Source organism: Aurantivibrio plasticivorans, from assembly GCF_055392955.1.
The window spans coordinates 184,873-197,931 of record NZ_AP036020.1; the positions used below are offsets into that span (position 1 = coordinate 184,873).

Annotated in this window: 9 protein-coding genes; 3 read left to right on the forward strand and 6 right to left on the reverse strand. The window is 46.6% G+C overall.

Annotated elements, in window-relative coordinates; all coding sequences use genetic code 11:
• Nucleotides 1-29 precede the first annotated feature (29 nt).
• From ubiD to hemW, 4 genes are all read right to left on the reverse strand, one after another.
• Nucleotides 30-1,511, reverse strand: coding sequence for a 4-hydroxy-3-polyprenylbenzoate decarboxylase (gene ubiD / locus ACZ5NB_RS00835; protein WP_460230937.1), 1,482 nt, complete (start codon nucleotides 1,509-1,511; stop codon nucleotides 30-32).
• Between the two features lie 52 nt (nucleotides 1,512-1,563).
• Nucleotides 1,564-2,823: a transcription termination factor Rho gene (gene rho, locus ACZ5NB_RS00840; RefSeq protein WP_460230939.1), complete on the reverse strand. Its 1,260-nt coding sequence runs from the start codon at nucleotides 2,821-2,823 to the stop codon at nucleotides 1,564-1,566.
• A gap of 686 nt (nucleotides 2,824-3,509) precedes the next feature.
• Nucleotides 3,510-3,836 (reverse strand): thioredoxin TrxA, encoded by a 327-nt coding sequence (trxA, locus tag ACZ5NB_RS00845; protein WP_460230941.1) that lies wholly within the window; start codon nucleotides 3,834-3,836, stop codon nucleotides 3,510-3,512.
• Nucleotides 3,837-4,014: 178 nt separating this feature from the next.
• A complete protein-coding gene (hemW, locus tag ACZ5NB_RS00850; RefSeq protein ID WP_460230942.1) occupies nucleotides 4,015-5,172 on the reverse strand; it encodes a radical SAM family heme chaperone HemW in 1,158 nt (385 codons plus the stop codon).
• A 181-nt stretch (nucleotides 5,173-5,353) separates the two neighbouring features.
• Between hemW and ACZ5NB_RS00855 the strand changes: the two genes are divergently transcribed.
• From ACZ5NB_RS00855 to ACZ5NB_RS00865, 3 genes are read left to right on the forward strand one after another with little or no spacing between them, the layout of a single operon-like run.
• Nucleotides 5,354-7,090 (forward strand): autotransporter assembly complex protein TamA, encoded by a 1,737-nt coding sequence (locus tag ACZ5NB_RS00855; protein ID WP_460230943.1) that lies wholly within the window; start codon nucleotides 5,354-5,356, stop codon nucleotides 7,088-7,090.
• Between the two features lie 6 nt (nucleotides 7,091-7,096).
• Complete coding sequence (locus ACZ5NB_RS00860; protein WP_460230944.1) at nucleotides 7,097-10,732, forward strand: translocation/assembly module TamB domain-containing protein; 3,636 nt, start codon at nucleotides 7,097-7,099, stop codon at nucleotides 10,730-10,732.
• A 32-nt stretch (nucleotides 10,733-10,764) separates the two neighbouring features.
• Nucleotides 10,765-11,694 (forward strand): glutathione S-transferase family protein, encoded by a 930-nt coding sequence (locus ACZ5NB_RS00865; protein WP_460230946.1) that lies wholly within the window; start codon nucleotides 10,765-10,767, stop codon nucleotides 11,692-11,694.
• A gap of 33 nt (nucleotides 11,695-11,727) precedes the next feature.
• Here the strand turns inward: ACZ5NB_RS00865 and ACZ5NB_RS00870 are convergent, their stop codons facing one another.
• Complete coding sequence (locus ACZ5NB_RS00870; protein ID WP_460230948.1) at nucleotides 11,728-12,150, reverse strand: hypothetical protein; 423 nt, start codon at nucleotides 12,148-12,150, stop codon at nucleotides 11,728-11,730.
• Nucleotides 12,128-12,940: a hypothetical protein gene (locus tag ACZ5NB_RS00875; protein ID WP_460230949.1), complete on the reverse strand. Its 813-nt coding sequence runs from the start codon at nucleotides 12,938-12,940 to the stop codon at nucleotides 12,128-12,130. Before ACZ5NB_RS00875 ends, ACZ5NB_RS00870 begins: the two co-directional genes overlap by 23 nt.
• Between the last annotated feature and the right edge of the window lie 119 nt (nucleotides 12,941-13,059).

The window sequence follows — 13,059 nt, forward strand, 5'->3', positions numbered from 1 at the left end:
CGATCGAAAGTTTAAAGAAAAAGATTTCGCTATCGGGATATGAGGGAGTCGATCCCCAATGAATTCCAAAGATCATCGACCCGCTCGCAGACGTCGGAATCCATGGCGATTGGGTTTCCCCATTCGCGGGAGGTTTCACCGGGCCACTTGTTTGTTGCATCCATGCCCATTTTGGAACCCAGGCCAGCTACGGGAGAGGCGAAGTCGAGATAATCGATGGGAGTATTTTCAATTATGGTGGTATCGCGTGCAGGATCCATTCGGGTCGTGACTGCCCAGATAACATCTTGCCAGTTACGCGCGTTAACATCGTCATCTGTGACAATGACGAACTTGGTGTACATAAATTGCCGTAGGAAAGACCAGACCCCCATCATGACGCGCTTGGCGTGACCGGGGTACTGTTTCTTCATGGTAACTACAGCCATTCGGTATGAGCAACCTTCCGGCGGAAGATAAAAATCAACAATTTCCGGGAATTGTTTTTTTAGTATGGGTACCAAGACTTCGTTGAGCGCAACACCTAATACTGCAGGCTCGTCGGGTGGTCGGCCAGTGTAGGTGCTGTGGTAAATCGGCTCTTTTCGATGTGTAATCGCTTTTACGGTAAATACAGGGAAGCGTTCTACTTCATTGTAGTAACCCGTGTGATCGCCAAACGGCCCTTCATCAGCCATATCATTAGGCTCGATCACGCCTTCTAAAATAAACTCGGCGCTGGCAGGCACTTGCAAGTCGCTTAGTAGACTTTGGGTGACCTCCGTTTTGTCACCTCTCAGAAGCCCCGCAAATGCGTATTCAGATAGCGTGTCTGGCACAGGCGTGACGGCTCCCAGTATCGTCGCGGGGTCGGCGCCGAGTGCAACGGATACCGGAAAGGGTTCGCCTGGATGTGCTTTTTGCCACTCGTGAAAGTCCAGAGCACCACCGCGGTGGCTTAGCCAGCGCATGATTAAGCGGTTTCTGCCGATCAATTGCATGCGATAAATGCCGAGGTTTTGGCGCTCTTTGTGGGGTCCTTTGGTAATGACCAATGGCCATGTGATCAATGGTCCTGCATCACCTGGCCAACAGGTCTGAATAGGTAGATTAGTAAGGTCCACCTCATCGTCTCGTAGCACTTCGCGCTGACAGGGGGCTTTGCTGACGACCTTCGGGCCCATGTTTAAGACTTGTTTAAAGATGGGTAGTTTTTCCCAAGCGTCTTTTAAGCCCTTGGGTGGGTCGGGTTCTTTGAGAAATGCTAATAATTCGCCTACTTCGGACAGTGCGCTAGCGTCTTGTTGGCCCATCCCCAGCGCAACACGTTTTTCCGTGCCGAAGAGGTTGGCAAGGACGGGGATGGTTGAACCCTTGGGATTTTCAAACAGTAGAGCCGGACCGCCCATTTTAAGTGTGCGGTCGCAAATCTCTGTCATTTCAAGGTAGGGGTCGACCTCTACGGAAATTCTTTTTAATTCGCCAGCTTTTTCAAGTTGGTCGATGAAATCACGGAGGTCTTTATATTTCATCAGTTCGCTGCAAAACCCAGTGTTGAAAATAGAATAATAGCTAAGACCGCTTTTACTTTCGTTTCATGGAAAGGAAAAATTCATCGTTGGTTTTGAAGTCTTTTAATTTACCAGCCAAAAACTCTGTAGCGGCAACGTCTTCCATGTCGTTCAGTAATTTGCGAAGAATCCAAACGCGTTGTAGCTCATCTTCTTTCATGAGTAGGTCTTCACGGCGAGTGCCGGAGCGACGGATATTAATGGCTGGATAAATACGCTTCTCAGCAATTTTTCTATCGAGATGTAATTCTAAGTTGCCCGTTCCTTTAAATTCCTCGTAAATCACTTCGTCCATTTTTGAACCGGTGTCGATCAATGCGGTAGCGATAATCGATAGGCTGCCACCTTCTTCAATGTTACGAGCGGCACCGAAGAAGCGTTTCGGGCGCTCCAGTGCATGAGCGTCGACACCACCGGTCAATACTTTACCGGATGAAGGAACAATGGTGTTGTATGCACGAGCTAAACGGGTGATGGAATCGAGAAGAATTACCACATCTTTTTTATGCTCTACCAAGCGCTTCGCTTTCTCGATGACCATTTCTGCCACTTGCACGTGGCGAGTTGGTGGTTCATCGAATGTTGAAGCAACAACCTCTCCGCGCACGGAACGTTGCATTTCTGTCACTTCTTCAGGGCGCTCATCAATCAAAAGCACAATCATGTGACATTCTGGATTGTTACGTATGATGGACTGTGCGATGTGCTGCATCATGATGGTTTTACCGGCTTTGGGTGGCGCAACAATGAGCCCGCGCTGCCCTTTACCAATCGGCGATACTAAGTCAATGATGCGACCGGTAAGATCTTCTGTAGAGCCGTTGCCTGCTTCAAGCACCAAGCGTTGGTCTGGAAACAGGGGGGTAAGGTTTTCAAATAGAATTTTATTGCGGGAGTTTTCTGGCTTGTCGTAGTTGATTTCCGCCACTTTCAATAATGCAAAGTAACGCTCACCTTCCTTCGGGGGACGAATTTTTCCAGCGATAAAGTCTCCGGTGCGGAGGTTGAAGCGCCGTATTTGGCTGGGGGATACGTAAATGTCATCCGGGCCGGCGAGGTATGAGCTGTCAGCAGACCTTAGAAACCCAAAGCCATCTTGAAGAATTTCTAGCACGCCATCACCGTAAATATCTTCACCGCTTTTCGCGTGTCGTTTAAGGATGTTGAAGATGACGTCTTGCTTTCGTGATCGAGCGAGGTTTTCTAGACCCATTTGTTTGGCGATATCAATGAGCTCTTCAATGGGTTTGGTTTTTAGGTCTGTTAGATTCATAAATATATGTGGGGGGCTGTTGTTGGGGGTTAATGAAATGAATCGTTACTGAGATCGCTTAACGGTTAGAAAGTGGTAAGCGACGGAGTGCGGTAGTGAATAGTGTTAATTATTATAGGAGTAATAGACTATTTTTCCCGCGTAACAACTCAAAAAATATCAAAAAATAAATAAAAGTATGTTTAATTGAAACTCCATCAGATAGGCATTTGTTTTGCCTAACTGAATGCGTTAACTATTAATGGTGTGTTGGTTGTTTAATACTTGGCTAATACTCGTTTGGCATTATGCTGATCGTCCAACACATCAGTAACCTGCGTTTCTCAAAATACAAGGTGAAGCGTTGATGCAGGATTTGAGCAAACCGTAAAAATTCTTTGGGCGCTGTGGCGCTCCTTTGCAAACATTGTTGCGACGCGTTTTTATGTGTCGCGATTGCAATCATGGTAGCAACATCCCAATTAGGGTCGCAGCGGAGGGGGAATTTACCAACTATGACTTCGATCGCTAGGTGGCCGGGTTAGGCTCAAGAGAAAAGGTTAGGGAATCGAAGAATTGGAAATGGGTTACCGCTGGGAGTTGTTGCGAGAACTGCTAGGAAGTATAGCGACAAAAACTTGGGGAAGCAAAGTTTTCAGCCGCCAGATTACTAATTGGCGGCTGGAGGTCTCTAAACGGGGGTTAGCTTAGAGGCTGCCTTCTACAAATTCAGTCAGCTGAGCCTTAGACAATGCACCAACTTTCATTGCTTCCATGTTGCCGCCTTTGAAAAGCATTAGCGTAGGAATTCCGCGAATGTTGTATTTAGCGGGTGTTTCTTTGTTGGCATCTACATCCATTTTGCATACTTTGACTCGGCCCTGATATTCACCAGCAAGCTCTTCTAGGATCGGGGCAATCATCTTACAAGGACCACACCAAGCCGCCCAGAAATCTACCAATACGGGCTCTGCGGCACTCAGAACATCACCCTCAAAGCTCGAATCAGTCACATTTACAATGGCGTCGCTCATAGTGTTTAGTCTCCAAAAGTCGGGGGAGGTTAATTTTTACGCGGGCAGCGTTTGCTGCGGCGATGGAATGATAAGCACCCAGTATAGGGGTTACAAGCAGTTATGGGGATAGTTGGCCAATTTATCAACGCTTAGGCGCGAATTTTTTTCATAGAGCTTGGATTAGCGAGGAAATTGTCTACTCCTCTGGCATAAAGCGAGCAATCACATCGTTTAAAAAGCGCTGTCCAAGCGGGGTTGTGGCCATTTGGCCACCAGTTAGCTGTAGAAGACCGTTTTCTTCCAACCACTCCAGCTCAGGCTGAATATTGGCCAGCTCCAAGCCTGTTCTCAGTGTGTAAGAGTCTAGCTCGACACCTTGATTGAGGCGCAGCGCGTTCATCATAAACTCGAGTGTTAATTGTTGCGCATCGACGGCCCGCCACTTGTCGACGGGGATATGGTCGAGGTAGTGCTCAGGTAACCGGGTTTTTTGCGTGCGTAATACTTGTCCTTGGTCTGGCGCGGTAATCTTTCCATGTGCCCCTGCGCCGATGCCAAGGTAGTCGCCGAATTGCCAGTAATTTAGGTTATGCCGAGACTGTTGTTCAAGCAGCGAAAACGCTGAAACCTCGTATTGCTGGTAGCCGTGACTGGCTAAGTACTCCCAGCCCGCTTGTTCAATATCGGCGGCCAGGTCCTCGCCGGGCATGGCAGGTGGTTGGCTATAGAAGGCGGTGTTGGGCTCAATGGTTAATTGGTACCAGGATAGGTGCGTTGGCTGAAGATCAATCGCTTGTTTAAGGTCGTCTATGGCTTGCTCTAGCGACTGCTGAGGGAGTCCGTGCATCAAATCGATATTCACATTGTCGAAGCCTGCAATGCTCGCATTATGAATGGCCTTGACTGCTTCGTCCGATGAATGGATTCGCCCGAGTTTTTCGAGCTGGCGTGGCTGGAAGCTCTGGATGCCGATAGAAAGCCGGTTTACCCCGGCGGAACGATAGCCGACGAATCGCGCTTGCTCGACTGTGCCTGGGTTCGCCTCAAGCGTAATCTCGGCGGCCTCTGTGATGCCGATGATACGATCCACACCCTCGATGATTTGGCTAATGGCTTGAGGGCTAAATAGGCTTGGTGTGCCGCCACCGAAAAATAGACTTTGTAAATGTCGGCCCTGCGCCCAGCGTGAGTCCTGCTGTAGATCATCCAGCAACTTCCGAACATATTCTGTTTCGGGTAATGCTTCGTTCTTTTGGTGCGAATTGAAGTCGCAGTAGGGGCATTTGCGGACGCACCAAGGGATGTGAACGTAAAGGCTAAGAGGAGGTAAAACTAGCGAGCGGGGGTTTGACAAAATGCACCAGTGTTAAATGTTGCGTAGCGCATATTATAGCGCGTATGACACAATAGCGCAGCGACCATCAACCTCTAGCCAAATGAATATCTGATAAATCCTTTTGTACAGACAAACTCAACAGACTGCACCCATGCATTTTAAAAATCGACTTTGGATTAGGTTTAGCGGCGGATTTTTAATGTGGCTGCTTCTACCGATACAGGTTTGGGCGCAGTTTGATGTTGTCATTGAAAATGATCCCGGAGATGCCAAACGCAATATCCAACTGTATTTGGCGAACTGGGATAGCCTTCCTAGCGAAGATATCGAAAGTCTGAAGCAAACGTTTGATCCTCGCGTGAAGCAGGCTTTGCGGGCGATCGGATACTACGACCCGAGCATCCAGTATGCTCTGCAGAAAGACTTACTCATCCAGATTGTGTTGGGTGAGCCAACGGTTTGGCGCAAAGCTAATGTCTCGGTGCGACACCCATCACACACCCACGACAACCGTTTGCAAACGTTAATAAATAGCCAACCATTTACGCCGGGTAAGCGTATCAATCATCAGGAATACGAAGCGTTCAAAACCCAATTGCTCACTCTTGCGATCGATAGCGGGTATTTTAATGCGCATTATACGACGAGCGAATTGCGAATTGATGCAGAGTCTCATCACGCCGATGTTAATTTGAGCCTTGAAGCGGGGTTTCGCCACAGAATTGTGGAAATAAATTTTAGTGAGACGACGGTCGAGGATGAACTCCTTCGACGTATTATCGAAGTGGAGCCAGGGGATTGGTACAGCGTCAATAGCATTGGTGAAATCTACAATCGGTTATTAAGTAGTGGCTATTTCGAACATGTCGCTATCAATGTTGAGCGACAGCCGCCCGATCAGATTACCTTGCATATCGAAATGACAGAGCAGCCGCGCTTCCAGTTCTCAACTGGACTAGGTTTAACAACCAATGACAACGGTTTGAGATTTAGATTTAAGTGGCTGACGCCAAAACTTAATTATCGCGGTGATTCTTTGCTCACGCAGTTACGCGCCTCTGAGGTTGAGCAAGATATAACATTTGGATACCAAATTCCGTGGCCACACCCTCAAAAAAGCTACATCAGCCTAGATTCTGGGTGGAAGCATAAGGTGACTACAGAGCTTGAGAGTAGCGAAACCGTCGTGGGTGCAAGTTATAATCGTGCGACGGACAGCGGCTGGCAATATAGCTATCTCGTTGAATATAAAAATGAAACGTCCCAACTGAGTGAACAAGAGCAAGATTCATTTACCTACGTGATGCCGGGTGTAAATATTTCGAAACGTTATCTCAAAGGTATTGCTGCGGATCCTGATTTAGCTTTTCGAATGGCGCTAAATTTTGGTGCGAGCGTGGAGTCATTAGGATCAGATACCAATTTTTACGAACTGAATTTATCAGGCGGCGTTACTTATCGGTTATTTGGGAAACATTCTTTAGTAAGCCGTTTGGACTTGGGTTTCATTGATGCAGACGATTTTTTGCTGGTACCACCATCGATTCGGTACTTCACAGGTGGTGATCAAACGATTCGTGGCTATCGGTATGAAAGTATTGCGCCTGTAGATCCCGATGGGAATGCGATTGGCGGCAATGAACTGATAGTAGGGGGTTTGGAATATCAATACAAAATCTTTGAGAACTGGAAAATTGCGTTGTTCTATGACACCGGTAGAGTGCGCTTTGATAACCAAGGCGAATTCGTACCTACCATTGCGCAGCAAGACGCTTGGGTCGGGGAGTTAAACAAAGCTGATAATTTTTATGGCGGAGCTGGAGTGGGTGTTCGTTGGAAGACCCCGGTTGGCGCTTTAGCGTTGGACGTCGCGACCCCAACTAATCAAGAGGATAGTGATTACCGCGTCCATTTCTATTTTGGTACGGTGTTGTAATTCTACATGACGGCATTCTCGAAACTTAGAGTATTATTTCGTTTTGGTCGCTGGCTAGTCTTGGCTCTCCTGTCGCTGGCGATAGTCCTTTATTTCGTTCTGTTAGGATTATTTCGTTCCAATAGCTTCGCAAGCTTTGTGTTTTCAAAAGTAGAACAAGCAATACCTGAAATTCAATTTTCAGCAGTCGATGGAAACTTGAGTGAAGGGCTGAGTTTTAGTTTCTATTACAATACCGATAGCGCAAGTGTAGAAGGAGAGAATGCTACTTTTACTCTAACTCCTAGCTGTTTATTTCGTTTTGCACTCTGTGTTAAAAGTGCATCAATCGACACTCTCAATATCCATATTTATTCTGATTCAGATCAGACTAGGAGCACACGTGATCTGCTTTTACCTCATATATCCATACCTGTCGCGCTAGAAATTGATGCGTTGTATTTAAATACATTTTTGCTTAACGATAAAAAATCGCCATTATATAACATGCATAGAGTCTCTCTAACCGGTCAATGGGAAGGTGAGCGTATCCGGTTATATGAGATGGCAGGAGAAGATAGGTTTTGTCGGTGGGGTATTGCTGGCTCGATATTTTTGAAAGGAAACTATCCCTTAGACTTGGCCGCTGAGTGCGATGATGTGCAATGGCAGACTCATGTTGCCGCTAGGCTCGATGGCGATTTAAGCCAAGTCAGTATCGATGCAGTCGCCGAAGCAACACGCGAATCACTTCGCAAATCGTTTGATATTCACTTGGTACAAGATGCCCTGTCATTAGGTGCAAACCTGTCAGTTGCACTATTAGCACCAAATCTCCCGGTGTCTGGTGAGATTTTTTTAGCTAAACCGGCCGGTATAAAACTACCTAAAGATAAACTGAGCTTAAATGCTGCCTCCATAAGTGTCGGAGGAAACCTACAGCAATTGACTTCAACCTTGACAGCGACATTAGATAGTGGGCTCCTACCGGATGAGCACACGTTTGATGGAAATTTTAAACTACATGAAAAAACATTAGAGGTTTCGTCGTTTAATTGGCAGTGGCGTGATGCAGTTGCACGTGTGCAAGGCGAGATAAAGTGGTCTGAGCGTATTCGAAGCGAAGGTCTATTGCAGTTAAATGGGCTTAGTTTAGACCCATCAACGACACCGCTTATAGCGCCCATAAAAGGTGTGGAAATCAATGCTATAGAGGGTGAAGGAAGATGGGATATCTCCATTGACGGTGCTGCTATTGATGCAGATATTGCGTTGAATAATATAAAGGCTGACTATCTAGGAGAGCCGTTGCGCAGCAGTGCGCACGTTCTATGGCAACAAAACGAACTTATTCTCGAAGCTTTTGCAATTAATATTGGGAGCGGCAATACACTCAATGCGCAAGGAAAGTTGGGCGAGAAAGCTCTTCTATTTGAAGGTGATGTGGCGTTAAGCGATCTTACCCTTTTATCAGCGGACTTAAGTGGTGATCTCAATGGTGATTGGAAAATCAGTGGTCCTCTAGCTGCTTGGAGATTGTCATCACAGTTGAATTCCGAACGGCTCCAGTGGCAGGAATTTTACGCTTTACAATCGACTATCCAGATGGATTGGCAGCATCGAAGTGAGAGGAACAATAACGTCCGCTTGTCTATCGAGGAGTTCCGGTTGCCAAATGGTATGGGCAGCCAAGTTCAGACCTCGATGCGTGGGACGCTCGAACAGCAAGACGTGGGTTTGTATTTGCGCGGATTGGATAATCATAGCGATAAAACGGTAAATCTAGACTGCCGAGGTGGATTTAATCTCGATGTGCTGACGGAGGGCTACCAGCGATGGATTGGATTATGTGACCAGATGGCTATTGGGTTTCAGCTGAATGGAGAAAAAATATGGGGGTTGGACGCGCCTATCGATATCGATTGGCAGTTCGAGGATAGCAAAGTTAGCCTCTCATCTTTTTGCTTAAATGAGCAAAGTGGGATGAGTAACCAGGATAGCGAAGCGGCGGCCATCGCTAGTGTTCAGCGCTCAAAGGTTTGTAGTAATGAATACCTGCGGTATGTGAATGGTGACATTCCAGACTTAAATATCACTGGCGATCATTTGCCTTTTGCATGGATAGAGCCACTGCTTCCGGAGAGTGTGTCAGCTCGCGGTCACTGGTCTTTTGTGCTTAGTGGAGAGCAGGTTATTAGTCAGCAGGCGATTCATGGCGATATTTTAGCAACTGATTTCACCATCGATTTAAACAATGCATCTCATGCCGTACATTTACCGGTGGAGACGATGCGAGCGAGTGCGGAAATTAGTGATCTAAGCCCGCTCGTCAGTTGGGAGCTGATAACAAAATCTGATGGCGCTGTACGCGGACACCTCCAACTAGAGAAATCAAACATTGAAGGTGAGTTGGTGGTCGATTCATTACAGCTAAAGAGCTTATCGCCTCTGTTGATGAAGTCGTCGTCCGATCAATTAGATGGAGTGCTAGATGCTTCATTGACGCTAACAGGCCCGTTGGACTTTCCCGTGTTAAATGGCGAGGTTGATATCAACCAAGGCCTCGTTCGTTCATCCATCATTCCAGTGCCAATAGAATCAATACAGGTGAATATTGCTGTTAACAATAATGACGCGCGACTAAAGGGCGAGTTTGAAAGCCTTAATAAACCGGGCGAAGTATTAGGGGCATTCAAATGGGAGCAAAATAACTGGGCCGCAAAGCTGAGTCTACAAGCGAAAAACTTAGAGTTTACTCCTGAGCCGAGAATCGAGTTGCGGGTTAGCCCAGATATCACATTGGAAGCCTCTCCGGAGGAAGTGTACTTAACGGGCGATATTTTTATTCCCTGGGCGAGGGTGGAAATCCGTTCATTGCCAGAACAGGCAGTGAAAGAATCTGCTGATGCTATCGTTGAGGGTAGCGAGAAAGCCATGGGGCAGAAAGTACATAGTGATCTAAATGTCACCTTAGGAGACGACGTTCGTTTCAAGGGTTTTGGCCTCGACACGGGTGTGGCGGGAGCGTTAGCTATTGAACAAGCTAGCAACGAGCCATTACGGGCAACTGGCACTATTCGTTTAGAAAAAGGCCGCTTTAAAAAATACGGTCAAAACTTATTAATTCGCGAAGGCGACTTAGTCTTTGTCAATGCCATTGATAATCCGCAGTTGCGACTGGTTGCGGTACGTGACCAAGTCAGTAATGAGGTTGAGGTAGGGTTGCGCGCGACTGGGCCAGCGACGGAACCCAATATATCGCTCTTCTCCAATCCGACGATGTCGCAGCAAGAACAAATTAGTTACTTGTTGACGGGTGGTCCTCCCAATGAAAGCGTGGATCTGGACCCTACGGTGGCTGCCGCCGAAGCAGCGCTGTCACTGGCGTTAGAGTCTGAATTGGGGAGCGATTTGACGCATCGCGCGAGTCAATTACTGGGTATTGAAGACATACGAGTCACGACAATGAGCAATGAAAGTGGACCCCAAGTTGGTGTTAGTGGGTACCTGACATCCGACCTCAAAGTAAGTTATGGTATTGGTGTCTTCGAGGCGGTAAATTCATTAACATTAAACTACCGCTTAACTAAAAATATATTTGTTGAGATGACCAGCGGCGAAAGCAGCGCTTTCGATGTACTGTGGAACTTTTCCATCGATTAGCGCGTTGCATAGCCTAATAAGGATGCCAAACAATGACAGACGTAATTCTCCATCACTACGACGCATCACCATTTGCTAAAAAAATCCGACTCATTTTTGGAATGAAAAATCTAAACTGGAAGAGTGTGGAAATCCCTCGGGTGATGCCAAAGCCAGACCTGGTCGCGCTGACGGGTGGTTATCGTCGAACGCCGGTACTGCAAAAAGGTGCGGACATCTTTTGTGATACCGTATTAATTGCGAAGGTTATAAACGCACTCTCGCCTGAAGTTGATGTATATCCCTCTGACCAACTCGCGACGGTGAACGCCATGTCGCAATGGGGTGATACTCAGTTGTTCCAAAATGCTGTGGGTTTGGTGTTTCAAAAGGATATTTTAATTGCGATGTTTGGTGGCAATGAAAAAGCTATGGCTGCATTTGCTGAAGATCGTTCTGCCCTCAATAAGGATGCACCTCGCCGACGAATTCCTGCGTCGGAAGCCAAGGTGTTTATAGAGCAGGCGCTTGACCAGATTAATGAGCAGCTTAGCGATGACCGTCCCTTTTTATTAGGCGATTACCTAACCATTGCTGATGCATCTGTTTATCATCCGCTTTGGTTTTTGCAAACGAAGCCTATCGTTAACGAGACATTGAAGCCCTATGCTAACGTCAATCGATGGATGGAGCGGCTGAATGCGTTTGGGGAAGGTGAGAGCAGTGTGCTAACAAGTGAAGCCGCAATACAGGTTGCACGTCAGAGCGAGCCCAATTCGTTATCGGCAACCTGTATGCTAGAAGGCTTCGCAATTGGGGATCAAGTCTCTGTGATGCCAGCAGACTATGGTTTTGACCCAGTTCTTGGCACACTGCGTTATGCTGATGAACATAAAGTCGCAATTGCGCGTACGGATGAAAGAGCAGGCGAAGTCGTGGTGCACTTTCCGAGAATTAACTATTTGGTAAAACATCTAAAGTAACCTAACGGAAGGCTTTCTATAAGCGTGTTGTAATTATTCAGCCGCTTTACAGATTGCGAGCTGTGCTGCTTGCTTTAACGTAACCTGGTTGATTGGTTTTAATAGGGTTATTCGCGTTCCGTTCACAATGCGGCCCAAATAAAGTGCTTCTTGGTGAGTTTCGGTAATAATGAGTGCATTGAGTCGAGTATTTTCGAAGTGACTTTGAATGGATTCAATGTGCAGCCAAAATTCATGTGCTTCTATGGTGCAGTCAGCAATAATAAAGTTTACACGTTGTAATTGAGTTGCTTGCGACAGGGCGTTTTCCCAAGAGCTTTCAATAATGCAGCAAGGGTACTCAAAAAGCGCATTTTTAATCTTAACGCGCTCGGAGAATGAATCTGAAATAAGGAGCGCTACCGTATTGCATCCGGTACAGTAGCAGGGCTTATCAAAACAAGGTAACGTCTGCATCGTAGTCCTGTATGGTGGTTTGTTTTTCTGCGGGTGTATGGTCCTGAAGCAGTAAGCTAACCGCTTCGGCCATTATCGAGCGCATGTCGGCATTGTGTTTAACTTGCATATCAATTAAGTAGCCGTGTTTCTCGTTGGTGCTATTGACCAGCTCGATGATGTCCTCTTCTTGGTCTGCCTCGAGTCCCAATGTAGACAGCTCTACCAATAGTTTGGATGACAGATCCCCGCACAGCGCACTATGGCTATTACTCAAGTGTTCGCTAAAACGCACCATGGTATTGACGATATCATTCATTTTTTGCGCGATCGCCAATCTTGCGTCTCGAGATTGAGTATCTTTTATTTTGAGTCGTGCATAGTTGTCGAGCCAATAGTGAATAGTATCAATCAACACTGCCAGGTTGTCTTTGAGCGAGTCGATTTCATCTTCACTAAAGTCGGATCTCAATAAAACAAGGAGCAAGTGCTTGGTTTGGAAGATGATATAGCCTTCATGGGTAGAGAGTTTTGTACCGCGACCTGAGAGCTTTGCTAAGCTGCATAAATCTTGACGACTTATACCTTTCCCGAACTGGATGCTTATCTGTTCTTCTGCTACCGCTGCTCGAAAACAGCCCGATAGCTGAAAACGCCGAGCAGCGCCATAAATAACCGCTTCAATAGACTCTAATTCCTGGCAGCAGATTATTTCTCTAGATAAACGTGCAATCACACCAAGTTGATATGCTGATCGCATAGCGAATTGCGTTTCGTGCTGAGAGTCTGTGCGCCGGACTTCCTTTTTCATGCCTAATTCTTCAATGAATAAATTCCATATACCTATTAGTTAAGCATGCGAACTAATAAAATCTTGGATGATCTTTTATTTGGACGCATTTGGGACAGAGAATTTATCTTTCGTTCGCA

Coding starts and splice junctions, on each gene's coding strand:
- ubiD (WP_460230937.1), bottom strand. CDS start 1,511: ATGAAATATAAAGACCTCCGTGATTTCATCGACCAACTTGAAAAAGCT.
- rho (WP_460230939.1), bottom strand. CDS start 2,823: ATGAATCTAACAGACCTAAAAACCAAACCCATTGAAGAGCTCATTGAT.
- trxA (WP_460230941.1), bottom strand. CDS start 3,836: ATGAGCGACGCCATTGTAAATGTGACTGATTCGAGCTTTGAGGGTGAT.
- ACZ5NB_RS00855 (WP_460230943.1), top strand. CDS start 5,354: ATGTGGCTGCTTCTACCGATACAGGTTTGGGCGCAGTTTGATGTTGTC.
- ACZ5NB_RS00860 (WP_460230944.1), top strand. CDS start 7,097: ATGACGGCATTCTCGAAACTTAGAGTATTATTTCGTTTTGGTCGCTGG.
- ACZ5NB_RS00865 (WP_460230946.1), top strand. CDS start 10,765: ATGACAGACGTAATTCTCCATCACTACGACGCATCACCATTTGCTAAA.
- ACZ5NB_RS00870 (WP_460230948.1), bottom strand. CDS start 12,150: ATGCAGACGTTACCTTGTTTTGATAAGCCCTGCTACTGTACCGGATGC.
- ACZ5NB_RS00875 (WP_460230949.1), bottom strand. CDS start 12,940: ATGAAAAAGGAAGTCCGGCGCACAGACTCTCAGCACGAAACGCAATTC.